We start from the raw sequence: 24,207 nt of genomic DNA, 5'->3' as shown, positions 1-24,207 counted from the left end.
GCTCAGCCGGTGCTCCTCGGGCAGGCCCGCGCAGGGGCCGCCGAGGAGCCCGCCGGCCGGGCGCCGGGCCCGCGGCCGGCGCCACCGGGCCCGGCAGCGCTACCGGGCCTTGCGGCAGCCCCACACGCCTGCGGACGGCGCTACGGGAGTGCCACCGGGAAGGCCACGTCACACACCGGGTCCTGCGGCCCCGCGGCCTCCCAGTCCGCGAAGTACACCTCGCGGCACGGGCCCGCCGGCGTCAGCCCCCGGCCCTTCATCCACTCCTCCACCGCCTCGAACGCGGCCAGGATCTGCGGATGCGCCACCTGCGCCTTGGTGATCCGGACGTAGGCCAGCCGCAGCGCCGGCTCCACCCGCACCGTCGTCCCCCGGGCCCGGCCCGGACCGTCGGCCCAGGCACGTGCCGCCGCCTCGCCGGCGACCGGCACGCACGCCTCCGCGGGACCGTCGCTCTCCGCCGACACCTCGGAGTGGTAGGCCACGAACGGCGTCCCGGCCACGCCCCCGCACGCCCCGGCCGCCTCCTCCAGCCGGCCCAGCGCCGCCCCGATCCACGACGGCAGCTCCTCCGCGAGGATGTGCCGCGACTCGGTGATCAGTACCTGCTCCGGCACCTCGACCGTCTCGACCGTGAACGTTCCGTACATCTCGGAGCTCCTCCCCGACAACCGTGCACGGAGGTACTCGGCGAGCGTCCGCTGCTCGGCGTGGCGCGCCTCGACGTCCGCCCAGTAGGCGGCGAGCCGTTCCGCCCCGGCCGCCGCGTCGTCCGCGTCGACGACCTCGGCGATCCGCGCCAACGGCATGTCCAGCTGCCGCAACAGCGCCACCAGCCGGGCCCGTTCGACCTGACCCGCCCGGTAGAACCGGTATCCGGTGCTCGCGTCGACCCGCGCCGGGGCCAGCAGCCCCAGCCGGTCGTACAGCCGCAGCGCCTTGGCCGACAGCCGCGCCCGCGCCGCGAACGCCCCGATGGCGAGCAGTTCTTCGTCCACGCCGGCATCCTCCGTCACCGGGCGGCCGTTCCGCCCGGTGACGCAGACGCTCCACCCTCCCCCAGGGGCAAGGTCAACGCTCAGCCGATCGCCTTCTCCACGGCCGCCACCAGCTCCGCCCCATCCGGCTCGGTCTGCGGGGAGAAACGGGCGATGACCTCGCCGTCCCGCCCGATCAGGAACTTCTCGAAGTTCCAGCGGACGTCCCCGCTGTGCCCCTCGGCGTCGGCGACACCGACCAGCCGCTCGTACAGCGGGTGCCGCCCCTCCCCGTTGACCTCCACCTTCTCGGTCATCGGGAACGTCACCCCGTACGTCGCCGAACAGAACTCGGCGATCTCCTCCGCGCTGCCCGGCTCCTGCCCGAGGAACTGGTTGCAGGGGACGCCGAGCACGGTGAAGCCCCGCTCCGCGTACCGCTCGTGCAGCTTCTCCAGGCCGGCGTACTGCGGGGTCAGCCCGCACTTGGAGGCCACGTTCACGACGAGCACGACCCGGCCCGCGTACTGGGCGAGGTCCGCCGGACCACCGTTCAGGGCGTCGATCCCGACATCGAGGGGAGAGGTGCCGTTGTTCTCTGCAGTCGTCATGAGCCGACCCTAGCCCCGGCGGACGACACCCCCGCGCCCGCCCCGCGCCCCGCCTCGGCGAGGACCTCCCCGGCCGCCGTCCGCGCGTACAGCACCGACCGGCCCGTACGCCCCGCCCGCTCCACCAGCCCCGCCTCCAGCAGCACCCGCAGATGCCGGCCGACCGAGCCCAGCCCCTGCCCGGTCACGGCGACGAGCTGGCTGGTGCTCATCGGGGAGCCCAGCAGCATCAGCACCCGGGCCCGCGCACCCCCGAGCAGCGCGCCCAGACCCGCCGGCACGGCTTCCCGGTCACGATCACCGGCCAGCGCCCCCGCGCACGGGTACACCAGCGCGTACCGTCGCGTCCCCTCGTACGACACCCAGCCCACCCGCTGCGCGGTCACCGGAACGAACAGCAGCTCGGCCCCGGAGATCTCCCGCGGGGGCAGCTCGTGCGCGTTCACCTGGAGCCGGTCGCCGCCCAGCCAGCGCGTCCCCGGCCGCAGCGCGTCCAGCACCGCCGCCCAGCCTTCCCGCCCCACCTGCGCCGTCCGGGCCACCACGTCCGCCTCGAGGATCCGCCGGCGCCGCCCCCAGTACGGGCGTACGGCGTCCTCCCACACGTGGGTGAGGAGGCCGGCGGCGCGGTCCGCCAGGTCGTCGCGTTCCAGGAGGGCGGGCAGCGGGCCGCCCACCGCGACCCGCAACTGCGCGCGGGCGGCGGCGGCCGGAACCGCACGCACGCGCTCGACCTCCTCCTCGAAGCTCTCCCCACCCCGCGGGGTGACGGTCAGGAGGTCCGCGATCCACACCGTGCCGAGCGCCGACGGCACCAGCAGCGCGGTCACCGGGTCGGCGGCCAACCGGGCACGGTAGGCGGGCAGATGGGCCCCGAGCCACGCCCGCTCGCCCGGATGCGCGGCCCGCGCCGAGTGCAGCAGCCGCAGCGCTGCGAAGGTCTCCGCGATCGGCGACAGCACGAACCGGCTCCCGGCGAGCGTGTCCGCACTGATCTGCCACCACCCCACGACCGATCACTTCCCCCCACCGCCGACGTTTCGCACCGGCGCGAAACATTAACGGCCGCACCGGCGCCCTCCGCAGACTCCGCGCATGCGCAGCTACCGGGACCTCTTCCGCACACCGGAGTTCACTCCGCTCCTCCTCGCCGCCACCGCCCAGACCCTGGCCCGCACGACGAGCGGCCTGGCCCTGGCCACCCTCGTCCACCGGCAGACCGGCTCACCCCTGCTGACCGCCCTGAGCATGTTCGGCCCGTCCCTCGCGCACGTCCTCGGCGCGACGCTCCTGATGTCGGCCGCCGACCGCCTGCCGCCCCGGGCCGCCACCGCGGGCACGGCGCTGGCCTTCGCGGCGGCCACGGCCCTGCTGGCCCTGCCCGGCCTCCCCGTGCCCGCGGTCTTCGCCGTCCTCGCCCTCCAGGGGCTGGTGGCGTCGGTGGGCGGGGGAGTCGGATGGGGCCTGCTGCACGAGATCCTCCCCAAGGACGGCTACCTCCTGGGCCGTTCCGTCTTCAACATGATGCACGGCCTCACGCAGATCACCGGCTACGCGACGGGCGGCCTCCTGCTGGCCGTCCTCTCCCCGCGCCCGGCGCTGCTCCTCGCGGCGGCCCTGTTCGGCACGGCGGCGCTCGCCGCCCGCCTCGGTCTGACCCGCCGCCCCCCGCGCGCCGCCGGCCGCCCCTCCGTGCGGGCCACCCGGCGCGCCAACGCCCGGCTCTGGGCGTCCCCGGCCCGCCGCCACACCTACCTCGGCCTGTGGATCCCCAACGGCCTGATCGTCGGCTGCGAATCCCTCTACGTCTCCCACGCCCCCGACTCCGCCGGCGTCCTCTTCGCCTGCGCGGCCGCGGGCATGCTGGCCGGCGACGTGACGGTCGGCCGCCTGATCCCACCGGACCGGCGCCGGCGCCTGACCACCCCGCTCCTGCTGCTCCTCGCCACGCCCTACCTCCCCCTCGTCCTGCACCCGCCCCTCGCCGTGACCGCCGTCCTGGTCACCGTCGCCTCCGCCGGCTTCGGGGCGAGCCTGGTCCAGCAGGAGCGGCTGACGGCCCTCACCCCGCCGGAGCTCTCCGGCCACGCCCTCGGCCTGCACTCCTCCGGCATGCTCACGATGCAGGGCGTGAGCGCGGCCCTGGCGGGCGGCCTCGCCCAGCTCACCTCGCCCACGACCGCGATGACCACCCTGGCGGCGGCGTCGGCCGCCGTGACCCTCCTCCTGGCGGCCACGCGACCCGCCCCCGCCGCACGCGGCGCCTCTTCGCCGGCCTGACCCCCGCCCCCGCCGGCCCGGCCGGCACGGCTTCGGGCCCTACTCCTCCGGCGCCCCGCCCTCCAGCAGCCGCTCCGCGATGTCGTCCGCCCAGGCCTGGGCCCAGCGGCGCAGGGACTCGACCGACGCGGCGTCCAGGCCGTGGGCGCGGAACTCGCCCTCGTCGACCCAATCCGTGCCGGTCAGCCGGGACTGCAGTTCGGTGAGGTCGAAGGTGTCGGGGGCGTGGCGGCGGCCCAGTTCCTCCAGCTCCGGGTGGCTCCAGCGGTCCGCGACCGCGTGCACGTCGACGAGGTCGCGGGGGAGCCCGCGGTCCGCCAGCGCGCGTACGGTCGTACCGACCAGGTCCTCCAGGGAGAGCGCACGCCCGGCCGCCGTCTCCACCACCGGCCGCCACAGCACCTCCTTGCGGAGGTCCACCCGGTACTCCGTCCCGGTCGCGGGATCGCCGACCACCAGCCGCGCGGTCAGCGGATCGGGGTCCGGCCCCGTGACCCTCCACCCGCGCGCCTCCATCCCGGCCCGCACCGCGCCGGCGACCTCCGCCATGGCCGCGGGATGCTCGGTGGCCAGATCCACCCCGCGGCTGATCCGGGCGTCCACCAGCCCGTGCGCCCGTACGGCGGCCCCGCCGGCCAGGACGAGCCCGTACGGCGTCCCGGCGGCGAGCAGATCGCCCGCCAGCCGCTCGTGCACGGCGTCCGCGCCGGCCGGGGATGAGGTCATGCCCCGATTATCGCGTGGGCCGCGCACCCGCCCCACGCCCGCCAGTAGCCGCGCCGGAGCAGCACCGCCAGGGGGACGATCCCGATGCGGCCGAGGAACATCTGCGCGGTGGGGACCACCTTCGACACCGCCCCGAGCGGCGCGTACGAACCGAATGGGCCGAGTTCGCCGAACGCCGGGCCGACGTTGCCCAGGCAGGCCGCGGCGGCACCCGGCACGTGGCACGCCCCGCCCCCGGCCGCCGTGACGCCCGTCGCCCTCGGACCGTCTGGCCCCGAGGGGGAATCGCTCACCCGTGCGGACGTAAATCTACTGTGGTCGCTGTAGACATTCGCGAGGGAGGGCGGTACTGTCTCTGGCGTAGCCAAGAAGTCTTCAAGGCGAGGCAGACATGAACTGCCCGCATGGAGGAATGACATCGCGGCCGTCGGCGGCCTCTGGTGGCCGCCGACGGGTCGCGGGAACCACCCGCGGCACCTCATCGGTGCTCACGAAGGAAGAGAGAAGGAGGAGGACGCCATCAGGATCGCCCGGGCGGGAACGGTCCGCTCGGGTACCGCAGGCCCCGGAACGGAAGGTGGTCCCACGGTCACGCATCCGCGATCCCCGCACACTCCGCCCCACGCCTGGGGCCGGTGCGGAAACAGAAGGCCGGTCGTGCAGTAAGCCGGCAGATGGTGTTACAAATCCCTCGGGGCCTTGGTGCCGTACGGCACCAAGGCCCCTCGACGCATGATCCGACAGAGGTGCAGATGACCGCAGACACACCGCTCGACCGACTCGACGACGACGACTACCCCGCTTACACCATGGGACGAGCAGCGGAGATGCTCGGTACCACGCCCGCCTTCCTGCGGGCACTCGGTGAAGCCCGGCTGATCACGCCCCTGCGGTCCGAGGGCGGCCACCGCCGCTACTCCCGCTACCAGCTGCGGATCGCCGCCAGGGCGCGGGAGATGGTCGACCAGGGCACCGCCATCGAGGCGGCCTGCCGCATCATCATCCTGGAAGACCAACTGGAAGAGGCCCAGCGCATCAACGACGAACTGCGCCGGAAGGCGGACGCCTGACCCGGGCCCTCACCGTGGACGCCGGCCTCACCGGCCCTCGGCCCCACCCTGCCGGCCAGCCAGCCGGTCGGCGGACCGGGCCGGGCACCCCGGTCCGGCCCGGACAGGGCACCGCGCATGTCACCCGGACGGAGCGGCGCATAGAATCCGTCCTCATGGTGAAGCCCGACGAGCTGATCATCCAGATCGCCACCCTTGTCGAGTCCGGACAGAGCAGCCGGATGTCCCTGACCGTGGTCACCGGTGGTGCCGTCATCACCGGTCGCCTGGCCCCCGAAGCCGTGTGGCGGCAGCGGGTGGCCGAGGTGCTGACGGACTCGGCCCAGCTGAGCGGTTTCTCGACCGTGTTCGACGCCCCCGCGGCGAGCGACGGCCCGCCCACGCACCTGCACTTCCACGTCGCCCGGATCCTCCAGGGCACCGTGGGCATCCCGGAGACGGGCGGGATGTACCGCGTCGCGATCGAGGACGTCAGCGCGTGGACCGTGGGGGACTTCAGTTACTCCGACCACTGAGGGCCCCGTGCCCCGCCGCTGACCCGTCGGCGGTGACGGCCGCCGCCATGGCGTCCGCCGACCTGGAACACGTCCGAACCAAGGACAGGAAGCGCCTCCCGCTGCATGGATCGCTTTCCTGACCTGCCGACGCCCGCACGGTCCTCAAGGGAGCCGATCGGGGCGGGAATGCCGTATCGAGACGCGAGGAAAGGGTGATGAGGGCCGGAAGGAATGCGCAATGCGCACTGCGCAATCGGCCCGGGGGGAATCCCGACTCGGCAGAGCGAAAAACGGCAGCAGCTGGGGCCCGCACCCCGAAGGGTGCGGGCCCCAGCTACGTGGTGCGCGTCAGATCAGGCGGGAACGATGTTCTCCGCCGTCGGGCCCTTCTGGCCCTGCGCGATGTCGAAGGACACCTTCTGGCCCTCGAGGAGCTCGCGGAAACCCTGGGCGGCGATGTTCGAGTAGTGGGCGAACACGTCAGGGCCGCCACCGTCCTGCTCGATGAAGCCGAAACCCTTTTCCGAGTTGAACCACTTCACGGTTCCAGTAGCCATGTCATATCTCCTTCGGGGCAGTGCGTCGGCATCCACCCTGTGCGGACACCGTGTCGCCGCGATGATCACCCCGCCGGAAAAACCGGTAATGCACAAGCGCTTCCTCCGGCGTGTATGCCGTACGAGAGCGCTTGGAGTTTCGGGAACCACAACTGCAACTGCGATCGACAGTAGCACGCTGGGACGCTCCGCGTAATTCGCCCCATTCTGCTCTCCTCTTCGGCGTAATGAATCTGTGCACACCTCGCGCGCAATTCTGACCTCGCGGGTACAGATAAAACCCCGGGCGCCGTACAGCCGCGCCCGACCGGACGGTCGTGGGGAATCCCGGGGTCGGCGAGAGGCGCCGCTGGGGCGTCCGGCGGGGAGGCCATCCGCCGCGTCCTCCTGGCAGCCGCCCCGCGCCCCGCCGAGCAGTACCTGGACGAGGCCGCGTCCCCGCACCGGAGCGGTGACGCCCCCGGCGTCTCAGAGGTCGCCGCTGACGTCCTCGAGGCCCAGGTCCTCCGGCAGTCGCGCCATGGAGGCACGGACGTCCGGCCGTGCCTCCTGCTCCGCGGCCGCCGTGAAGAGGCCGGCCAGACGCAGACGGTCGGCCGCCGGAAGCCGGTCCAGCGTGTCGGCGAGATCCTCGAACCATGTGGTGGCGAGGTCGGGGTCGACCTCGTCGTCACTGGTCAGGTCGATGGCGGTGATCAACTGCGCCACCGCAGTCGCAAGCGTGGTCAACAACCGTTCGGACACGGCTCGTTCCTCCTGAAGATCGGCAGCCCGTAGCGTAGACGGCGGCCGGGCCCTCGCGCCGGGAAGTTCCCCGCGGGTGTCATCCGAGGCAGGGCCGACCGAAGTCGGTACGGGTGGAGAGGCGCTCCCCACCCACCAGCCCGCGTGGACCTCGAAGAGGGTCCGTGCCGCAAGGAGATGCCCGGTGTTCCGTCCACCGCGCCGCGGAACTGCTCCACTTCGGGCAGGGAGGGGGTCGTCCAGCGCTTGCCCTCGGCGGTGAGCCGGAGCCGGAAGCCCGGGGCTGCCGTCACCCGCTCACCGGGGGCGGCGATCCGGGGCGTCGGAGCGGTCTTCCTCGCCCTCGACTCGATCGCCGTGGCGGGTCGGTCCTCGCCGGCCGGGGTGACGGCCTGGATCTGTGCCGCCTGCGCCTTGCTGGTCGTGTCGTGCGGCGGGTTCGCGGGTGCGGCGTACGAGATGGTGGCCGTTCCGGCGACGATGGCCGTGACGGCCGCGCCGGTCAGGTACTTCAGCGTCCGCTTCAGGCTGAGGCGCCCGACGTCACGGAGGCCGCCGCCTGCCTTGCGCAGTCCTTCCCCCGCCCGTAAGTTACTGGCGAGTAGACCGTTCGTCGAAGGAGCCCCCATGCCGTCGCTCGACCGTCAAGAAAACGTCTTCGTCCTGGACCTGGGTGACGGCGAGAACCGCTTCCACCCGGACTGGATCACCGCGGTCGGCGCCGCACTCGACGAGGTGGAGAAGGCGGAGGGCCCCCGCGCCCTGGTCACCGCCGCCACCGGCAAGTTCTACTCGAACGGTCTCGACCTGGAGTGGCTGTTCGCCAACGCCGACCACTACCACGACTACGTCGTCTCCGTGCACGAGCTCTTCGCGCGGCTGCTGTCCCTGCCGCTCATCACGGTGGCCGCCCTCCAGGGCCACACGTTCGCCGCCGGCGCGATGCTCTCCCTCGCCCACGACTTCCGCGTGATGCGCGCCGACCGCGGCTACTGGTGCCTGCCCGAAGCGGACATCGACATCCCCTTCACTCCCGGCATGTCCGCACTCATCCAGTCCCGGCTGGCCCCGCAGACCGCGCACGAGTCCATGACGACCGCCCGCCGCTACGGCGGCACCGACGCCGCCACCGCCGGCATCGTCGACCGCGCGGTCCCGGAGGAGGCCGTACGCTCCACCGCCGTCGAGATCGCCCAGGCCCTGGTGAACAAGGCCGGCGACACGCTCGGCACCATCAAGGCACGCATGTACGCCCCGGCCCTCGCCACCCTCCGCGACACCACCAACCCGCTCGGCTGACCCGTCACTCACCGGCCCGCACCCGGCCGATCCCGCCGCCGACCTGCCGCGGGAGCCGTCGGACCCGGACTCCGGACACTTACCTGCCAGGTCATCGACCCCGGCGCGGTCCGCCTGCCATGCTCCCCGTGTACGGACCCAGGCCGACCGGAAGGACGACATGCCCGCCTACGTGATAGCTCACCTGCAAGAGGCCCCTCCGCACCCGGAGATCGCCGAGTACATCGAGCGCCTCCCCGCCACCTTCGAACCGTACGGCGGACGCTTCCTGGTGCACGTCACGCAGCACGAGGTGAAGGAGGGCACCTGGCCCGGGCACGTCGTGATGATCGGTTTCCCCGGCATCGCCGAGGCCCGGGCGTGGTGGGACTCGCCCGCGTACCAGGAGATCGCCCCGCTGCGTTCGCGGCACATCGCGGGCGACATCATCCTGGTCGACGGCGTCCCGGAGGGCTACGACCCGGCTGCCACCGCGAAGGCGATGCGCGAGGCCCTGCCCGCCGACTAGCCCACCGCCGGACGTCCGTCGGCGAACGGCTCAGCCGATCAGACCGATCAGCCCGTACAGCCAGATCCCCGCCATGGCGAGGAGCACGAGCAGGCAACCGGCACCCGCCAGGAAACCGCTGAACGTCCCCGCACCGGCGTCCGGTTCGCCGTCCCCGGCGGACGGTATCCCGTTCCAGTCCACCGGACGCCCCAGAGCCTCGGCGCAGGCGGTCCGCACCGCTGCCAGCTGCTCCACGGCGAACCCGGACGGAGCGAGGGACTCCGCCCCACGCCACGCGAGTGCCCTCATGCGCTCCAGAGGCGTCCGGTACCGGGCCTCGAAGGCGGCGGTCTCGTCCCCGTCCCGGTCCTCCTCGAGGTACATCCAGCGCCCGGCCTCCGCGGGCTCGCCGTACAGCCGGTACACCTCCGCCAGACGACGGCGGAGGGTCAGGTCGGCGGGGTAGGACGAGACCAGTCCGCGCAGACGCTGACGCGCCATGGGCACGCGACCGGCCGCCAGGTCCGCGTCCACTCGGGCGAGGGTGACTGTCAGAGGCATGGACGCATGATCGGTGAAGACGCCGGACCGTCTCGACCCCTTTTCGCCGCACGACCCACTCAGCCGAGGCTTCCTGCCGTCGAAGCAGGCACCCCCGCCGGGCCGACCCCGGAGGGTCCAGCCCCGGGGGCCACGCGGAGTAGCGTGGGAGAGGCGAGACGAATCCCCGTGTACGCACCGGCTCCCGAAGACGGGTGGTCCCCCATGACCGGCACCGACTCACCCCCTTCCCGGCACCTGCCGAGTGGCGTGCACGCGGTCGTGCGGCCGGGGTGCGCGCTGCTCCGGCTGGAGACGACGCAGTCGCGTGAAGGCGTCCTGGACGGTGCGTGGTGGCCGCGGTCGCGCGACATCGGTGCCGAGCTGCCCGCGCTGCTGAGCGCCCTCACCGAGCACCTCGGCCCCGTGTCACGTGTCGGGCTGGACACCGCGGCCTGGCAAGGGCTGCCGACGCGGATCGTCGTCGACGACCGGGTCGTGCACATCGACTCGTTCCCGGTGGGGGACGACACCGTCATGATCACCCGGGGTGACCATGACCTGTTCTCTCTGATGGTGGTCCCGCCGAACACGACACCCGAGGCCGCTCAGGCCGCGATGGCCCAGGCGGTGCGGGCCGACAACATCACCACGGCGGAACAGATCCTCCTCGACACCGGAAGCGGGCGGATCCTGCCGGACTGACGCCACCGCGCCTCGGCCGAGGTGCGGCGAACGGTGGAGGACGGCAACGACGGGGTCAGCCGCGCCACTCCACCATGAGCAGCGTCGCGTCATCCGTGGTGTGTCCGCCCCGCGCCCGCTTGAGCGCGTGGGACAGCGAGCGCGTCACCGCCCGCACCCCACGGCCGGTTCGCTCCAGCTGGTTCACACAGGTGATCAGCTGTTCCTCACCGAACTCCTCCCTACCGGTCTTGTGCTCCTCGACCAGTCCATCGCTGAAGCACAGGACGCGGTCCCCGCGCTCCAGTCCCAGTTCGCTGATCTGTGGCTCCGCACCGCCCAGGCCGACAGGCAGGGTCGTCGGGGCGGCCAGGCGCCCCGCGACGCGGTGGCCGCGGACGAGGAGAGGCGACGGGTGCCCCGCGTTGACCCACTGGACCCGTCCCGTCGTCGTGTCCAGCTGCATCATCTGCGCGGTGACGAAGTGCTCGAGACCGAACTGCTCCGCCACCGCGTGGTCCATGAAGTCGTAGATCTCCGACAACCCGATGCCGGCGCGGCGGGCATGGCGGTAGGCGCCGATGGCCACGGTGGCCATCGTGGCCGCGTCCAGGCCGTGCCCCATCGCGTCGATCATGACCACGTGGAGCACGTCCCCGTTGAGCGCGTAGTCGAAGCTGTCCCCCGCCACGTCATAGGCGGGTTCCAGGATCCCGGCCACGGCGACCCGGGGCATGATCATCGCCAGCGGTGGCAGCAGGGACCACTGGATCTCCGCGGCGACGCTCATCGGCTCATCACGCCGAGTGGCGAAGAACAGGTCGGAGTAACCGTGCTTGGTCACCAGCAGGTCGGCCACCAGGCCGGAGATCCTGTGCAGCAGGCGACGGTCGTGGTCGTCGACGCCGTCCAGCGTCACCACGATGACCCCCACCTGGTCACCACCGTCCAGCAGCGGCAGGTGGACCCTTACGCCGTCGTCGGCGGGCACCTCGACACGGACCGCGTCGAGGAAGCAGCGGCCCGCGTCCGAGCCGTCGATCGTCTGCGGCTCCCCTTCCGCGAGGCCCTCGCCGGGCAGGGGTACGAGCATCAGCTGGCCGTAGTCCTGCAGCAGCACCTGCGCACGGCGACCCCCCAATCGCTCCACCACGTCGGCGACCAGGGGCCCGATGAGATGGGGAGGAAGCTCGTGCGCGCGGTCGAGGACCGCTCCCAACAGCGCTTCCCCGAAGCTCTCGGAGCGGTCCGAGCGCGGTCCGGACGTCATCCGCTCACCCGCCGTGATCCAACCGCACCGGCCGCGGCGGTGTGGGACGACGAAGAGGTCGCTCGTGCCATGGCTCCACCGGGGACGTCGACGACCGGACACCGGCCGGCCGGCCACCTCGGCCCGACCGCGCCGGGCTCTCGCGTGGTGGCGCTGCTTCGACCGTGGCGGACATGATGCCGACCCGTCTCCGCGCCGACCGCTGGGGCAGCGGGGTTCGTCTCTCGCCGAGGACGACCCGGCTCGGCGGCCGGAGTGCGTGATGCCCTCGGTACTTCCACCGTACGTCGCCCGCAGCCGGAAGCGGCGGCGGGCGAGGATACCGGGAGTACGGTGGAGGTGGTCGAGGGTACTTCGTACTCCGGTGACAGGACTGGTCTCGTCCTCGGCGCGCGGCTCCGCACCAGGGCCGCGCGACACGGGCCGTAGCCGCGGCCCGGGGCAGGTTCCGCCCTATGGCCACCAAATCCCTGCAGCCGCGATCCTCCTCCCTGACCAGGGACGTTCCGGACGACGCTCCCGCCGAGGGCACGGTGGAGGTGCGCATCGTCTCCATGGACGCCGATGCGGCCCGGCTCGTCGCGGACGCTCTCCGGCTGCTGTTCGCCGGGGATGAGCAGCGCAGCTGTCCGGCGCTGACCTCGGGAGAGGGACGCGGCTGCACCCCACGCTCGACCCCGCTCGGGGTGCCGGCCCACTTCGCTCCCGGCTGGACGCCGGCAGACCGCCCGTCGACCGGACGCATCCGGGCGAGACGGCGCAACGCCTGTGCCCGCCGGGCTCCGGTCGGCGCCCGGCGGACCGGCCACCGCCCGTCACACCCCCGACCGTGGTGGTTCCCCGACCCGACCAGCCCAGGAGCCCTCATGACCACCACCCCTTCCCTTTCCCTCCACCCGTCGTCCGCCCGTCTGCGGCTGGGAGCGGAGCCCCGCCAAGGCGGCTCGGCCCGGCGTATCGACGGGGCCTGGTGGCCGAGGTCCTACGACCTGACTGCCGAACTACCCGGACTGCTCGCCGGACTGCCGGACCGCTGGGGACCCATCACCAGCGTCCTCGTGAACGGGACGATGTGGTCGCTGCCCGGCGACGGGATGCTCGTCGCGGACCAGATGGTGCACCTGCGCCGGACGGACTCACCACGAGCCGAGAACGCCGTCTGCCTGCTCGCCCCAGGACAAGGCCGCTGGGACCTGCTCGTCGTGCCACCCGCAGCCACGGAGGCGGAAGCCGAGCGGCTCATGGCCACGGCCACGGCGGACGACCACTCGGGAAGCACAATGCCCGGCCCCGTTCCCGAAGCCGGTGTGGGCCTCGGAGTTCACCGTGCTGCGGCGCAGTGACGGGCACGCTCGCCCCCACGGCTCGCGGGGCGGGGTGCCGCTGTCGGACATGCCGGCGCACGTGGGCGGGCCCGGGAGCGGAGTAGGGTGAAGACACCGGGAGTACTTCGTACACCGGCTCACACGTGGGTGTCGTTCCCGGCGATCGACGACACCGGGCCGTCGCAGACGGGCCCGGTGACAGGTCCGCTCCATGAACGCGACCATCGACCATACGACACGGCGTGAGCGCGCGTCTTCGCCGTCGGCCCGACTGTCCCTGACCTCCGCGCTCACGGTACCGGGTCGGTTGAGCGGCGCCTGGTGGCCCCGCTCCCGCAACCTCTTCCGTGAACTGCCGGCCCTGGTGGAGGCTCTGATCGGCCCCCGGGGGCACGCCACCCGAGTCACGGTGAATCCGGTCCGCTGGCCCGTCATCCCCCGCAGGGTCCCTGTCAGCGGGCACATGGTGCACGTGTGCTGGTTCACCGACGAACAGCACCCGCACACCCTGGTTCTCCTCGCCCACACCGTCGGCCGCTGGGAGCTCCTGGTCGTTCCGCCGGAGACCGGCGGGGCCGCCGCCGAGCGGCTGATGTCCGCCGCGGCGACCGCGGGCGACCTGCGCACGGCCGGGCGGCTGGTGGCCGACGAGGAGGCGACCGGCGCCGTCACGGAGGCCCGAAGCCGGGAAGAGGCGTGGGAAACCGACGGCGGGGCCCCGGCGCCACCGCCACGGCTCCGGCTCCCCGACCCGGCGGAGTCCTCGTCCGACGGCCGAGGAAGGTGAGGTGAGGATCATGGAGATCGTCATCACGGTGGCGGCGATTCTCGCCATGATCGCCGTCGGATTCGTCGTGATCCGTCGGCTCGGTACCCAACACGACGCACGCATCGCGGCCTTCCAGTACAGCGACGCCCTGCCCGGGGTCGGCCGCGGGAAGCGCAAGCGCAGCCGGCGGGCGGACGGGACGACCGGCGAAGCGAACCGAGACGGACACCACGGCTGACACCAGCCTGCCGCCCGGTTGGCCCGCACATCGCCGGCCCCGGGTACGCGGACCTCATGGTGGGGTCGGCGTGGCGGCGGGTGTGCTGTGCTGCCACCACCCGTAGTCCAGCCCGATCCCGATCCGGATCCCGATACCCGCACCGGCGATCCGTCCGGACACCTCACTGGCCCGGCGTCGGCGAAACACCTGGCGGCGGGCTGCCCAGGTCTCGCACCGTGGCTGGACTGGGCTTCTGGAGCGGACCGCGGGCTTGCACGGCAGAACCGAGGGCTGGCCCATGGCTCCTGGACAGGGCCGCATGAGACTGGTGGACTTATCCGGAAAGTTTGCGATATGAGGCGAGGGGAATCGGTGTCTGGGAGGGGAGGGGCTGGAGGCGACTGTGACCGTCCTCGTGATCTTTCTGCTCGCCATCGGGACAATCCTGATTTTGCTGGGGACGCTCCTGGTCGTCATCGGGGCCATCGTCATCCTCATGGGGATGGCGCTGATCGCCGTTGGGGCCTTCCTGGTGATCCGGAGAGCGCTGAGGCGCCGAAACTAGTCACGACCCAGGCGGGCGCCTGTGCGTTCGGGCCGGGCGGTGGCCGCGGTAGGGCCCGCGCCGAGGACGAGGCTCAACTGGTCAGCGGTTTCAGTCATGCGCAGAGACTCCAGCCGGACACCGGAAATCCCAGCCACGGCGCGCCCGGGGGTTGGGCCGCTTCCTCGGTGACCATGTCCCGTTCGTCGGGCCCGCCCAGCGGGAGCAGCCGGCCCAGGCCGAGCTGGTGCCGTACTGTCTGCGTCCCCGTCTCCGTTTTCACCGGCTTCTCACCCTCTCTTCCCCGGCCGCGGTTCTCCTTTCCTGCCGCACGGTGCCCGGTGCGTCCAGGGGGTTCCGGGCAGGGGTGTGCTCCGGCCGCTGGTCCGAGCCTCTCGCCTCACGATGCTCAAATCGGGCAAGACGTGCCAAAGCGAATACAATCGGAACAGTGAGTGGTGTGCCTCCGACGGAGGGATGTTCCGATGACTGAGAACACCGGCGCACAGCACGGTGGTGCTCCCGCTTCTCGCGGCCGGACGACCATCGCCGATGTGGTGGTGGAGAAGATCGCCGGTATGGCGGCACGGGAGGTGCCCGGCGTCCATGCCCTGGGCAGCGGCTTCGCGCGCTCCATGGGATCCATGCGGGAGCGGATGCCCGGCGCCGGTAGTGGCAAGTCCGTCACCCGCGGAGTCGGTGTCGAGGTCGGAGAGTCACAGGCGGCCGTCGATCTGGAGATCGTCGTCGACTACGGCGTCTCCATCACGGACGTGGCCGGTGCGGTGCGGGAGAACGTGATCTCCGCGGTGGAGCAGATGGCGGGTCGGGAAGTCGTCGAAGTCAACATCGCGGTCAGCGACGTGAAGCTGCCCGACGAGGAGGACGAGGACGAACAGGAGAAGCGGCAGCGGGTCCAGTAGCCGGGGTGGAGCGGGCCCGGATGAGTGAAGGAGCGCGTGATGAGCAGGGCCGTGGTGGGCTTGACGGCCGGAATGGCACTGGGATTCGCCGCGTATTTCGGTGACTTCTGGGCGTTCCTGCTGGTGCTGGGACTGGGCGTCGTCGGACTCGTGGTCGGGCGGCTCACGGAAGGTGATGTCGAACCGGGCGACTTCGTCCGCCGCCGGGACCGGCAGGAGCGGATCCGCGACGACCGGCGACGGGCTCGGACAGACTGGCGGCAGTGACCGGTGACGCCGATCGGCGTCCGGCCCTTGCCCCATGGGCCCACGCCGCCGTAGGACGCCGCCACCAGGCCCGCAGGATGAGGCCGACGACGGCCCGATGAATCCCGATGGCCCCCAAGGAAGTGGCAGCAGCCTGTGTGTCGGTGCCGTCACGTACCACTCCTCAGCCGACACGACACCGATGCACGGTCACAGCGCGTCCCGCCGTACTCGAGAGGCCACGGGGATCCCGCGCGGTTCCTTCCCGTGGAGGCGTCCCGTCATGATCCTCTTCCTGGCCCTGCTCATCGCCGGCATCGCTCTGATCGCCATCGGCGCGGCCGTCGACGGCACGCTCTATCTGCTGTCCGTCGGCGTGCTGCTCCTCATCGCCGATCTGCTCTACCTGGTGGCCCGCTCCGTGTGGCGCTCCCCTCGGCGCCCGGCCCGATGAGAAGCCCGGTCAACAGCAACGGCCCCGGCGTATACACACCGGGGCCGCCCTTCCGGGTCGTTGCACGTGAGAGTGCACCGGCCCACTCACCAGGGTATGCCCGATCGGCTATTTCGGACATAGGGGAGGAAAAGGCGGCCATGTGACCGGCCGAGGCTCTGGTGGTGGTGTGTCCCGTCCGACGTCGCTGACGTCAGCAGGGCGGCCCCTGACCTGGTTACTTGGTCAGGGGCCGATCTCGTGCTCGGTTCTCTGCCGCTGACCGCGGTTCCCCGTGGCTTCCCGCTCGATCGGGCACGGCTGGGGCACGTGCGCGTATTGGTCAGAAGGGAGGTTCGAGATCGCCGCGACCATCGCTGTGTGGCCCCCAGTCCCAGGGCTCCTCCCGGAAAGGTTCAGGGTCGGGGACGTTGTGGCCCCATGCTTCGAGTGCTTTGCGGGCAACCCGCCGGCTGGGGTCGTCGCTGCTGGTGTCCAGGATGAGGCACGCATGCACGGCGAGGTGATCGCGGTGCTCGGCAAGCGCGGGGTGTTCGGCGAGGATGAGCGCGGCGATGACGGCGGCTTCGCGCACGTCTTCGTGGCTGTCCTGGAGGAAGGGCGCGACGGCCCGATAAAGCATCGGGCGCAGGTCCCGGAAGGCCGCCACGGTGGTGTCGTGGGTGAGGAAGCCAGGGAAGTACCGCTCCGTGCGGCCAACAACCTCGTCGGAAGCGTCGTAGGCCGTGGAAACCAACCAGTTCAACAGCGTCGCGCGGACGGGGACGTTGCGATAGGGCCGGAGGTTCATGGCCGCCGGGTGGGTGAGGATGCCGGCGACATACATGGCGACGGGGGCGGTGGCTTCGTAGATGGTGTTCTGGTGGCCGACCAGCTCACCCAGCTCCGACAAAGCGGTGACCTGAATTTTGGGATCGGGCTCCAACAGCCGTGTCAGAACCCTGGGGAGGTCCTCACCGTTCCCGAAAGCCGTCTGGAGCGATTCCCAATCAGTTTCCGCCAGGACTGCCTGGTAGGGCGGCAAGTCAGGCTCGTGGGGCGCCCCGGTGTCGAAACGGCTGTGGTTCACAAGCCAAACGTAGGCCAGAGTTCTGACACGATTCCCTGTCTTCGTGATCGACCGGCATCCCTGTGAGGGGTCACCGAGACTCGGGTCGAAGCTTCTGGAGCCGACGCCGGAGCCCGTCTCTCGGGCCCGGGGCTGGGTCCGCAAACTCATCGCCCCGTACCAGCCGGCCTTTGCGCTGGTGCCCCCGGCAGGATTCGAACCTGCGACACCCGCTTCAGGAATTTTCCTTGGGTGGCCGTGACCTGCGTAAACGAAGCCTCCAGTGCAGCTGAGCCGCGAAATCGCTCCTCCACGGTTCTCGCGTGTTCTCAGCCATTCCCAGCCTCATGTGTGCTGAATCCGTTCCGGCCGGCCACTGGGCTGGGGGAGGTATCTGTTGACGAGGACGACCAGGCGCACGCCGTAAGAATCGCAGCTGTCGCTCGGCGGCCAGGCTGACGGATGCCCCGCCCTCGTCCCAAAGCTGTGAGCGGGCAGGCGGAAACCCGTAGCCTGGGACCAGCAGTACGCAGGCCGATGCACGCGGAGGGGATGCCGATGACCACAGCTTCGAGCGGTGTGCCTCACCCGCCGCCCCCGTCGTCGCACCCACTGCGGACCATCCGTGACATCCGGGAGTCCTTGCCTGAGGACCAGCGTCGGCACTTCGACGCGGAGCTCGCCGACACGGAGATCGAGGCGCTGCCCGAGATGCTGCACCGCTGGGTGACGCTGAGCAACGACGGCTTCGAGGAATTTCTGCTCTCCCGGCCCTTCGAGGGTCTGGAGTTCGGCGCCCGCTCCTACGATGCGCAGACGGACGCCGAGTGATCCACCTGTTCGACACCAATGTCGTCGCCGAGCTCACGACCCGGACGAAGCCCGACCCGCGCGTCCTGGCCTGGTTTCGGTCCACGGCCCGGCCCAACCGCTTCCTGAGCGTGATCACCGTGGCCGAGATCGAGGTCGGCGTTGCCGCCGCCCCGGATCCCGTAAGGCAAGCTCGCTACGCACAAGCCCTCGCTGCGGTACGGCACGAATTTCGTGACCGCATCGCACCGATCGGCGAACCGGAAGCGGCCGCCTACCTCACCATCCACAAGACGCTCAAAGCCGCCGGCACCAGCATCGACCCACCGGACGCCCTGATCGCTGCAACCGCCCTGGCCAACGGTTGGACGGTGGCCACACGCAACATCAAGCACATGGCCCGAACCGGGGCTCTTGTGGTCAATCCGTGGGAGCAGCAGCTGTAGGTGGCCGCGGCGTCGGTGCCGTACCTGACCTGGTGTTTTGCTGTGCCCCCGGCAGAATTCGAACCTTGGTTCAGGGCTGGTCCAGCGGGATGTAGCAACGCGGGTGGGGGTCAGTGTTGCCCGTATCTCCCAAAACGAACACGGTGAGGGTGAAGCTTCCCCTTGATCGTGGAGGCGCTCGGTGGGGGGTTGGATCTGGTCGCGGACTTCGGCGACCACACCCTACGCATGCCGGCCAGTGGCAATCAGGGCAGTGCGGCGGCGTAGTCGTGCGTTCGAGGTACTTCCCGTCAGACCTTCTCGACTCGCACGGAGTGGCCCGCGAGGAGTTGGTTCATGTCATCGGTGTCGGAGGTGAATACGGTTGCCTCGGCGCCCTGTGCGGCTTCCCGACCGGCCACAGCCGCCAAGACGGCGTCGATGGCGTACTTGTGTCCGTGCAGACCGGCTGCCCTCAGCATGTCGCGTGCCATGGCGATCACCTGGTCGTCCGTGTGCACGACGCGGATTCGGGGCAGGGTCCAGTTCCACAGAGCCTGTCTCGACGCCTCGCGCGGGTCCCATGCCTCCAAGGTCGTGAGCGACGAGGTCACGACCGGGATGTCGAGCCGCGGAGCCGTCTTGATCAGTGCGGCCATCTCCCGGTCGCCCTGAACCGCCTTGGAGAGAGCCTCGGAGTCGAACACGAAGACGCGCTGCCGTGGCCGGGGCAACTTCGCTCGGACGGTGTGGCTCACGCGGCCTCGCCCGAAGCCGACCGCTGCTCGTCATGCCAGCCGTCGATGGCGGCGATGCGATCCAGCGCTGCCTGCTGCTCGTCGTCGGTCACGGCGCCGTGCTCTTCCTCTAGGCGGTCGGCCAACTCGCGCAGTCGGTCCATCGCGTCCTGATGAGCGGCTGCGGCCGCGATGTAACCGGACACTCCGCGCGCGTCGACGCGCTCCTTGATCGATTCCACCAGCTCTTCCGGCACGGTGATGGTGATCTTCCGGGTTGCCATACTGCGAGTATGTCATGTTCTGTGTGGCGTGGCCTGCTCTTCTCGGAGAGACCGTTCCGAAGCACAGGAATGCGCGAGGTGTCCACAACCTCGGACACCACGAAGGGCCGGCCTGGGAGGAAAACCCTCCTGAGCTGGCCCTTCTGGCTGTGCCCCCGGCAGGATTCGAACCTGCGACACCCGCTTTAGGAGTTCGATCCGATCGCGGTCCGACTGCTGTCGTCAACCGGCGCGACGGCCAGCGGGAGTCGCGGGCGTGTGTCCCCGTCCGACGTCGTTGATGTCAGCCGTGGATGTCAGATGCCTTCTCATCCGGGCAGCTCCAGTCAGATCGACCAGCGAAGGCCGTACCCGGCCGCTACGGCCGGAGGGTTTGTCGGCGCAAGCCTTCGGCCAGCATGTGTCACTTGGTAGCACCAGGTGCTACGGTGGTTGGTATGAGCGTTCAGCCCGAAATCACCCAGCGGGATCTGCGCAGCCGGTCCCGAGAGATCATGGATGCCATACAGGGCGGCCAGTCGTTCACCGTCACCCGCGACGGACATCCGATCGGCCAGCTCGTGCCGCTGCGTCGACGCCGTCGGTTCGTCTCCCGCGAGGAGTTCGCCGCGATGTCCAGGACCGCCCCCGGCATCGACCTCGACAGGTTCCGCGCCGATCAGGACGTCACGGCCGACACCTACCCGGACGATCCCTATGACCGCTGACCGCTCGACGCATCAGCAGGGACTCCTCGACACCAACATCATGATTCTGCGCCGCTGGGTGGCCCCCGAGGAGCTGCCGGACGAAATGGCGATCACCGCCATCACCCTGGCCGAGTTGTCCGCCGGTCCGCACGAGGTCCGTCGCAACGACGAGCAGAGCAGTTACGACGAACATGCCGAACGCGCCCGCAGGCTCGACGTCCTGCAACGCGCCGAGAACGAGTTCGACCCCATCCCCTTCGATGCCGAAGCGGCCCGCATCTACGGCCGTATCTGCGCCGCAGTGATCAGCGCCGGCCGCAAGCCACGCCGCCGGGTGGCCGACCTGATGATCGCTGCCATCGCCGTCGCTGAGAACCTTCCCCTCTTCACCACCAACCCCGACGATTTCAAAGGGCTTGACGACCTCCTCACCGTCGTGCCGGTCACCCGCCCGAGGGCGCCCCACGAAGGCTGACGGCAGGGCACTGGTGCGGTGGGAGCACACCGGACTTCATGTCCGCGCGTGGCACGGGTGTGATCACGCAGCAGGGCCGGTTCGAGGGATCAAGCCCTTCGAACCGGCCCTGTGTCGTGTGCCCCCGGCAGGATTCGAACCTGCGACACCCGCTTTAGGAGAGCGGTGCTCTATCCCCTGAGCTACGAAGGCGAAGGTGAGGGTCCTGGCCGGCCGCTGCGGCGTGGGCCGGGGTGGTGCCCGGGATGTGTGCCGCAGCGCCCGCCGGGGCGCTCGATCCACAGGGTACCGGATCGGCGCTCGGGCGGGTGCTGGGAGTGGGTGGAGGTCAGGCCTTGCGGGCGACGCCGCCGAACATGGCGACCTCGGCGGGTGGCTCGGTGTCGGTGTCGTCCGGGCGCCAGCGGTTGCAGGAGACGACGCCCGGCTGGAGGAGTTCCAGGCCGTCGAAGAACCGGGTGACGGCTTGGGGGGTGCGCTGGGTGAGCTTCGGTGTGCCGTTCTCGTTCCAGAAGGCCACCGCAGCGTCGACGTCCGGCATGTCGGGGCGGGTGATGGTGTGGGAGAGGACGAGGTGGCTGCCGGAGGGCAGCGCGTCCATGAGGCGCCGCACGGTGCCGTACGCCTCGTCGTCGTCCTCGACGAAGATGACGACGCCGAGCAGGATGAGCGCCACGGGCTTGGTGAAGTCGAGGGTCTGGGCGGCTTGTTGGAGGATGGTGTCGATGTTGCGCAGGTCTTCGTCGAGGTAGGTCGTGCGGCCCTCCGGCGTGCTGGTGAGGAGGGCCTCGGCGTGGGCCAGCACGATGGGGTCGTTGTCGACGTAGACGACGCGGGACTCGGGGGCGATGCGCTGGGCGACCTCGTGGGTGTTGTCGGCGGTGGGCAGGCCGGTGCCGATGTCGAGGAACTGGCGTGTGCCGCACTCGCCGGCGAGGTACCGCACGGCGCGGCCGAGGAACTGCCGGTCGGCGAGGGCGTAGTCGCCGATGCCGGGGTGCAGGGTGCGGATCTGGTCGCCGGCCGCCTGGTCGACCTCGTAGTTGTCCTTGCCGCCGAGCCAGTAGTTCCAGATCCGGGCCGTGTGCGGCTGATCGGTCCTGATGCGCTTGCGCGCCTCGAACGATGCCGCGGATATCTCGGTCACGGGACGTTTCCTCCAGAGCTGGGCGTGCGGCGGTCAAGCAGCAACCTAGCGGCGGGAGTTGTCCGTAGCGACCTGATTGGGGGAGGGCGGGTTCAGGGGGTGGCCGAGGTGCGGGTCACCCGTACCCGGTACGACTTCTCGTCCGCCGCGAGGACCGTGACGCGGATCCCCGCTTCCCGGTCCTCGAAGCTCTCGCCGGGGGTGAAGGTGGCGTCCGAGAGTTCGGCGTGGACGTTGGGGGTGCGGGTGCAGCCGCCGCTGTCGCGGCGGGAGTCGTAGACGGTGATCGGGCCCATGCCGGTGTCGACGTTCGCGTCGACGCGGTAGACCAGGACGCCGGGGCGGCAGACGGCCTCGTCGTTGCCGGCTCGGGTGCGCAGTTCGAGGGCGTAGCCGGAGTGGGAGTCGAGGGGGAGGAAGACCAGTTTCGGGCCGCCTGCCCGTGCGAGCGGGGTGAGGACGTATTCACGGGTGCCGCGGCCGGCCGCGCAGCCGACCTGGGAGGCGTCCAGCCAGCCCAGTTTCCACTTGTGCCAGGCGAGGAAGTCGTTGTTGGCGCCCCAGTCCTCGCTCATGATGTCCCAGTGGCCGACCGCGCCGCCGCCCTCGGCGGTGTAGAGGTCGGGCAGGCCGAAGACGTGGCCGTTCTCGTGCGGCAGGACGCGGTAGCCGGTGCGGTCGTAGGAGCCGGAGCCGTCGTCCTGGCGGGAGTAGACGAAGGACGCGTTGGAGACGGGGACGCCGTCGGCGGTCGGGGCCTCCTTGTTGCCGGCGAAGGTGACGGACAGGACCGTGTCGAGGGCGGCCGGGCCCGCGTTGGGGGTGACCAGGACGTTCAGCAGGTCGTACGCCTGGAAGTCCACCTCGGGGTCCGCCTCGGCCACTATGTCGCGGACCAGTTCGCGGTAGCCGGGGTCGAAGGGGGCGCCGCGCTCTATGCCGTACGCGCGGAAGGACTTGGGCATGCGGAGCCAGTCGGGGACCGGGATCTCGGGGCGGTAGTCGAGGCGGCCGTAGGAGCTGGTGGTGAACCACTCGCGGGTCTGGGGGAAGAACTCCCGGTAGCGGTCGAGGGCGTCGCCCTCGCCGGGCGCGTCGGAGAAGTCGACCATCAGGGTGAGGGCGCGGACCGTGCCGGTGGAGCGGGTGTAGCCGGAGGCCGTGGGGATGCCCTCGGACATCTGGACCGCGCGGTTGCCGCCGATCATGCAGGGGCCGTGTGCGGAGGTGCGGGAGAGGGCGCTGGGTCCGGCGCCCGGGGTGAGGGCGCCGGGGGAGAGGTGGCCGTTGCCGGCCGAGGTGCACAGGGCGAGGGTCAGGGCGGACACCGATGTGAGGGCGGCCAGGCGGCGCGGGGATATCCGGCGTCGGCGCGGCTGCGGCTGCATGCGGGGACCTCCGCTCCACACGGCAGCCGCCGGTCACCGACTGCACCCTCTGCATCACCCTCCGTCGAGGGGTGTGGGGGCGCTCGCTGGGAGGGCCGATCGTGCGGCACCCGGAGTCGGTGGATGTGGTGCGGGTCACATCAGAACTTCTCGGCGTCGGGAAATAAGCGGGGACCCTTTCCCCGTTTGGCAGTGTGTCCGCCTGAAGCGGGGATCGACTCCCCGGATCGGAGCGGCGCAGTACTGCAGCAGTGGAACACCGGACGTCACACCACCGAGGAGTGCACCGTGCAGACCGCGACCCCCGCCACGCGCAAGGCGCCCCGGCCCCGCGCCGACGCCCTGCGCAACCGGGAGCGGATCGTCACCGCCGCCCGGGAGATGTTCGTCGAGTTCGGGCCGGACGTGCCGCTCGACGAGGTCGCCCGCCGGGCGGGCGTCGGCAATGCCACGGTGTACCGCAACTTCCCCGACCGCGACGCGCTGGTGCGCGAGGTCGTCTGCTCCGTGATGGACCGTACGGTGCGGGCGGCCCAGCAGGCGCTGAGCGAGACCGGGGACGCCTTCGGGGCGCTGGAGCGTTTCGCGCACACGGCCGCCGACGAGCGGATCAGCGCACTGTGCCCGATGATCTCCAGCACCTTCGACCAGCACCACCCCGACCTGGAGGACGCACGCCGCCGTGTGGAGGGGCTCGTCGCGCAGCTGATGGACCGCGCCAAGGCGGCCGGTCAGCTCCGTGCCGACGTGGAGCACGGTGATCTGTTGGTGGGCGTCGCCCAGCTGAGCCGGCCCCCGGCCGGTGCCGGCTGTACGAGCGCCGACCGCTTCGTCCACCGCCATCTGCAGCTGTTCCTGGACGGGATGCGGGCTCCGGCCTCGGCCCTTCTGCCGGGTTCGGCCGTCACCGTGGAGGACCTGCGCCGCTGAGCGAGCCCTGACCCTTCCTCCGCGCCGCCCGCGCCGACCACCGCGGGC

Annotated in this window: 33 protein-coding genes and 1 tRNA gene; 18 read left to right on the top strand and 16 right to left on the bottom strand. The window is 71.1% G+C overall.

Annotated features, from left to right (window positions below; genetic code table 11):
- Positions 1 to 140 precede the first annotated feature (140 nt).
- The 3 genes from ACZ6A9_RS27735 to ACZ6A9_RS27725 form a co-directional block, all read right to left on the bottom strand.
- Positions 141 to 1,016, bottom strand: coding sequence for a MerR family transcriptional regulator (locus tag ACZ6A9_RS27735; protein WP_468990530.1), 876 nt, complete (start codon positions 1,014 to 1,016; stop codon positions 141 to 143).
- Positions 1,017 to 1,078: 62 nt separating this feature from the next.
- Positions 1,079 to 1,588, bottom strand: coding sequence for a glutathione peroxidase (locus tag ACZ6A9_RS27730; protein WP_468990527.1), 510 nt, complete (start codon positions 1,586 to 1,588; stop codon positions 1,079 to 1,081).
- The gene (locus ACZ6A9_RS27725; protein WP_468990524.1) at positions 1,585 to 2,598 is read right to left on the bottom strand and encodes a helix-turn-helix domain-containing protein; all 1,014 of its coding nucleotides are present in this window, start codon (positions 2,596 to 2,598) and stop codon (positions 1,585 to 1,587) included. The genes ACZ6A9_RS27730 and ACZ6A9_RS27725 overlap by 4 nt, the downstream gene beginning before the upstream one ends.
- Before the next feature lie 85 nt (positions 2,599 to 2,683).
- Between ACZ6A9_RS27725 and ACZ6A9_RS27720 the strand changes: the two genes are divergently transcribed.
- Entirely contained in the window at positions 2,684 to 3,868 is a 1,185-nt protein-coding gene (locus ACZ6A9_RS27720) for an MFS transporter (RefSeq protein ID WP_468990521.1), read from the top strand.
- 39 nt (positions 3,869 to 3,907) lie between these two features.
- Here the strand turns inward: ACZ6A9_RS27720 and ACZ6A9_RS27715 are convergent, their stop codons facing one another.
- On the bottom strand, positions 3,908 to 4,594 hold the full coding sequence (locus ACZ6A9_RS27715) for a nucleotidyl transferase AbiEii/AbiGii toxin family protein (RefSeq protein ID WP_468990518.1): 687 nt from the start codon (positions 4,592 to 4,594) through the stop codon (positions 3,908 to 3,910).
- Positions 4,591 to 4,812: a hypothetical protein gene (locus ACZ6A9_RS27710; protein ID WP_468990516.1), complete on the bottom strand. Its 222-nt coding sequence runs from the start codon at positions 4,810 to 4,812 to the stop codon at positions 4,591 to 4,593. Before ACZ6A9_RS27710 ends, ACZ6A9_RS27715 begins: the two co-directional genes overlap by 4 nt.
- A 534-nt stretch (positions 4,813 to 5,346) precedes the next feature.
- Between ACZ6A9_RS27710 and ACZ6A9_RS27705 the strand changes: the two genes are divergently transcribed.
- Positions 5,347 to 5,664 (top strand): MerR family transcriptional regulator, encoded by a 318-nt coding sequence (locus ACZ6A9_RS27705; RefSeq protein WP_190100828.1) that lies wholly within the window; start codon positions 5,347 to 5,349, stop codon positions 5,662 to 5,664.
- 155 nt (positions 5,665 to 5,819) lie between these two features.
- Complete coding sequence (locus ACZ6A9_RS27700) at positions 5,820 to 6,179, top strand: hypothetical protein (RefSeq protein WP_468990512.1); 360 nt, start codon at positions 5,820 to 5,822, stop codon at positions 6,177 to 6,179.
- 335 nt (positions 6,180 to 6,514) lie between these two features.
- Here ACZ6A9_RS27700 and ACZ6A9_RS27695 read toward each other — a convergent pair whose 3' ends face one another.
- A complete protein-coding gene (locus ACZ6A9_RS27695; protein WP_006143946.1) occupies positions 6,515 to 6,718 on the bottom strand; it encodes a cold-shock protein in 204 nt (67 codons plus the stop codon).
- Between the two features lie 468 nt (positions 6,719 to 7,186).
- The gene (locus ACZ6A9_RS27690; RefSeq protein ID WP_468990510.1) at positions 7,187 to 7,426 is read right to left on the bottom strand and encodes a hypothetical protein; all 240 of its coding nucleotides are present in this window, start codon (positions 7,424 to 7,426) and stop codon (positions 7,187 to 7,189) included.
- Between the two features lie 663 nt (positions 7,427 to 8,089).
- Between ACZ6A9_RS27690 and ACZ6A9_RS27685 the strand changes: the two genes are divergently transcribed.
- Both ACZ6A9_RS27685 and ACZ6A9_RS27680 read left to right on the top strand, forming a co-directional pair.
- Positions 8,090 to 8,761: an enoyl-CoA hydratase-related protein gene (locus ACZ6A9_RS27685; RefSeq protein WP_468990507.1), complete on the top strand. Its 672-nt coding sequence runs from the start codon at positions 8,090 to 8,092 to the stop codon at positions 8,759 to 8,761.
- 160 nt (positions 8,762 to 8,921) lie between these two features.
- A complete protein-coding gene (locus ACZ6A9_RS27680) occupies positions 8,922 to 9,269 on the top strand; it encodes a DUF1330 domain-containing protein (protein WP_468990505.1) in 348 nt (115 codons plus the stop codon).
- Positions 9,270 to 9,299: 30 nt separating this feature from the next.
- On the opposite strand, the gene ACZ6A9_RS27675 is transcribed toward ACZ6A9_RS27680, so the two are convergent.
- On the bottom strand, positions 9,300 to 9,812 hold the full coding sequence (locus ACZ6A9_RS27675; RefSeq protein WP_468990502.1) for a DUF6584 family protein: 513 nt from the start codon (positions 9,810 to 9,812) through the stop codon (positions 9,300 to 9,302).
- 204 nt (positions 9,813 to 10,016) lie between these two features.
- On the opposite strand from ACZ6A9_RS27675, the gene ACZ6A9_RS27670 reads away from it, so the two are divergent.
- Positions 10,017 to 10,496: a DUF5994 family protein gene (locus ACZ6A9_RS27670; protein ID WP_468990499.1), complete on the top strand. Its 480-nt coding sequence runs from the start codon at positions 10,017 to 10,019 to the stop codon at positions 10,494 to 10,496.
- A 55-nt stretch (positions 10,497 to 10,551) separates the two neighbouring features.
- On the opposite strand, the gene ACZ6A9_RS27665 is transcribed toward ACZ6A9_RS27670, so the two are convergent.
- Positions 10,552 to 11,745 (bottom strand): PP2C family protein-serine/threonine phosphatase, encoded by a 1,194-nt coding sequence (locus tag ACZ6A9_RS27665; protein ID WP_468990494.1) that lies wholly within the window; start codon positions 11,743 to 11,745, stop codon positions 10,552 to 10,554.
- A gap of 455 nt (positions 11,746 to 12,200) precedes the next feature.
- Here ACZ6A9_RS27665 and ACZ6A9_RS27660 point away from each other — a divergent pair, with 455 nt between their 5' ends.
- From ACZ6A9_RS27660 to ACZ6A9_RS27645, 4 genes are all read left to right on the top strand, one after another.
- Entirely contained in the window at positions 12,201 to 13,088 is an 888-nt protein-coding gene (locus ACZ6A9_RS27660) for a DUF5994 family protein (RefSeq protein WP_468990491.1), read from the top strand.
- A 289-nt stretch (positions 13,089 to 13,377) separates the two neighbouring features.
- On the top strand, positions 13,378 to 13,857 hold the full coding sequence (locus tag ACZ6A9_RS27655; protein WP_468990489.1) for a DUF5994 family protein: 480 nt from the start codon (positions 13,378 to 13,380) through the stop codon (positions 13,855 to 13,857).
- A gap of 10 nt (positions 13,858 to 13,867) precedes the next feature.
- A complete protein-coding gene (locus ACZ6A9_RS27650; protein ID WP_468990486.1) occupies positions 13,868 to 14,077 on the top strand; it encodes a hypothetical protein in 210 nt (69 codons plus the stop codon).
- Positions 14,078 to 14,462: 385 nt separating this feature from the next.
- Positions 14,463 to 14,624: a hypothetical protein gene (locus tag ACZ6A9_RS27645; protein WP_468990483.1), complete on the top strand. Its 162-nt coding sequence runs from the start codon at positions 14,463 to 14,465 to the stop codon at positions 14,622 to 14,624.
- Between the two features lie 94 nt (positions 14,625 to 14,718).
- Here the strand turns inward: ACZ6A9_RS27645 and ACZ6A9_RS27640 are convergent, their stop codons facing one another.
- Positions 14,719 to 14,886 (bottom strand): hypothetical protein, encoded by a 168-nt coding sequence (locus ACZ6A9_RS27640; RefSeq protein ID WP_468990480.1) that lies wholly within the window; start codon positions 14,884 to 14,886, stop codon positions 14,719 to 14,721.
- A gap of 202 nt (positions 14,887 to 15,088) precedes the next feature.
- Between ACZ6A9_RS27640 and ACZ6A9_RS27635 the strand changes: the two genes are divergently transcribed.
- The 3 genes from ACZ6A9_RS27635 (at position 15,089) to ACZ6A9_RS27625 (ending at position 16,226) form a co-directional block, all read left to right on the top strand.
- The gene (locus tag ACZ6A9_RS27635) at positions 15,089 to 15,526 is read left to right on the top strand and encodes an Asp23/Gls24 family envelope stress response protein (protein WP_468990478.1); all 438 of its coding nucleotides are present in this window, start codon (positions 15,089 to 15,091) and stop codon (positions 15,524 to 15,526) included.
- 39 nt (positions 15,527 to 15,565) lie between these two features.
- Positions 15,566 to 15,793, top strand: coding sequence for a hypothetical protein (locus tag ACZ6A9_RS27630; protein WP_468990475.1), 228 nt, complete (start codon positions 15,566 to 15,568; stop codon positions 15,791 to 15,793).
- Between the two features lie 262 nt (positions 15,794 to 16,055).
- Entirely contained in the window at positions 16,056 to 16,226 is a 171-nt protein-coding gene (locus ACZ6A9_RS27625; RefSeq protein ID WP_468990472.1) for a hypothetical protein, read from the top strand.
- A gap of 322 nt (positions 16,227 to 16,548) precedes the next feature.
- On the opposite strand, the gene ACZ6A9_RS27620 is transcribed toward ACZ6A9_RS27625, so the two are convergent.
- Positions 16,549 to 17,295, bottom strand: a complete 747-nt coding sequence (locus ACZ6A9_RS27620) for a hypothetical protein (protein WP_468990469.1) — start codon at positions 17,293 to 17,295, stop codon at positions 16,549 to 16,551.
- Between the two features lie 621 nt (positions 17,296 to 17,916).
- Between ACZ6A9_RS27620 and ACZ6A9_RS27615 the strand changes: the two genes are divergently transcribed.
- Together ACZ6A9_RS27615 and ACZ6A9_RS27610 are read left to right on the top strand one after the other, a co-directional pair.
- Entirely contained in the window at positions 17,917 to 18,105 is a 189-nt protein-coding gene (locus ACZ6A9_RS27615) for a hypothetical protein (RefSeq protein WP_468990467.1), read from the top strand.
- Positions 18,102 to 18,530 carry a PIN domain-containing protein gene (locus ACZ6A9_RS27610; RefSeq protein ID WP_468990464.1) on the top strand — a complete coding sequence of 143 codons (429 nt, stop codon included), beginning with the start codon at positions 18,102 to 18,104 and terminating at the stop codon, positions 18,528 to 18,530. The genes ACZ6A9_RS27615 and ACZ6A9_RS27610 overlap by 4 nt, the downstream gene beginning before the upstream one ends.
- Positions 18,531 to 18,820: 290 nt before the next feature.
- Here ACZ6A9_RS27610 and ACZ6A9_RS27605 read toward each other — a convergent pair whose 3' ends face one another.
- Both ACZ6A9_RS27605 and ACZ6A9_RS27600 read right to left on the bottom strand, forming a co-directional pair.
- The gene (locus ACZ6A9_RS27605) at positions 18,821 to 19,267 is read right to left on the bottom strand and encodes a hypothetical protein (protein ID WP_468990462.1); all 447 of its coding nucleotides are present in this window, start codon (positions 19,265 to 19,267) and stop codon (positions 18,821 to 18,823) included.
- Complete coding sequence (locus ACZ6A9_RS27600; RefSeq protein WP_381360068.1) at positions 19,264 to 19,530, bottom strand: hypothetical protein; 267 nt, start codon at positions 19,528 to 19,530, stop codon at positions 19,264 to 19,266. Before ACZ6A9_RS27600 ends, ACZ6A9_RS27605 begins: the two co-directional genes overlap by 4 nt.
- Positions 19,531 to 19,967: 437 nt before the next feature.
- Between ACZ6A9_RS27600 and ACZ6A9_RS27595 the strand changes: the two genes are divergently transcribed.
- Together ACZ6A9_RS27595 and ACZ6A9_RS27590 are read left to right on the top strand one after the other, a co-directional pair.
- On the top strand, positions 19,968 to 20,237 hold the full coding sequence (locus ACZ6A9_RS27595) for a type II toxin-antitoxin system Phd/YefM family antitoxin (RefSeq protein WP_468990459.1): 270 nt from the start codon (positions 19,968 to 19,970) through the stop codon (positions 20,235 to 20,237).
- Positions 20,227 to 20,694, top strand: a complete 468-nt coding sequence (locus ACZ6A9_RS27590) for a PIN domain-containing protein (protein ID WP_468990457.1) — start codon at positions 20,227 to 20,229, stop codon at positions 20,692 to 20,694. The genes ACZ6A9_RS27595 and ACZ6A9_RS27590 overlap by 11 nt, the downstream gene beginning before the upstream one ends.
- A gap of 119 nt (positions 20,695 to 20,813) precedes the next feature.
- On the opposite strand, the gene ACZ6A9_RS27585 is transcribed toward ACZ6A9_RS27590, so the two are convergent.
- The 3 genes from ACZ6A9_RS27585 to ACZ6A9_RS27575 form a co-directional block, all read right to left on the bottom strand.
- Positions 20,814 to 20,886 (bottom strand) — tRNA-Arg (locus ACZ6A9_RS27585).
- Positions 20,887 to 21,022: 136 nt separating this feature from the next.
- Entirely contained in the window at positions 21,023 to 21,841 is an 819-nt protein-coding gene (locus ACZ6A9_RS27580) for an SAM-dependent methyltransferase (RefSeq protein ID WP_468990453.1), read from the bottom strand.
- A 92-nt stretch (positions 21,842 to 21,933) separates the two neighbouring features.
- Positions 21,934 to 23,229, bottom strand: coding sequence for a M6 family metalloprotease domain-containing protein (locus ACZ6A9_RS27575; protein WP_468990450.1), 1,296 nt, complete (start codon positions 23,227 to 23,229; stop codon positions 21,934 to 21,936).
- 288 nt (positions 23,230 to 23,517) lie between these two features.
- Here ACZ6A9_RS27575 and ACZ6A9_RS27570 point away from each other — a divergent pair, with 288 nt between their 5' ends.
- The gene (locus ACZ6A9_RS27570) at positions 23,518 to 24,159 is read left to right on the top strand and encodes a TetR/AcrR family transcriptional regulator (RefSeq protein WP_468990448.1); all 642 of its coding nucleotides are present in this window, start codon (positions 23,518 to 23,520) and stop codon (positions 24,157 to 24,159) included.
- The last annotated feature ends 48 nt before the right edge of the window (positions 24,160 to 24,207 follow it).

It is taken from the genome of Streptomyces sp. NPDC041124 (assembly GCF_055592385.1).
This window is presented reverse-complemented; position numbering and strand designations above follow the sequence as displayed.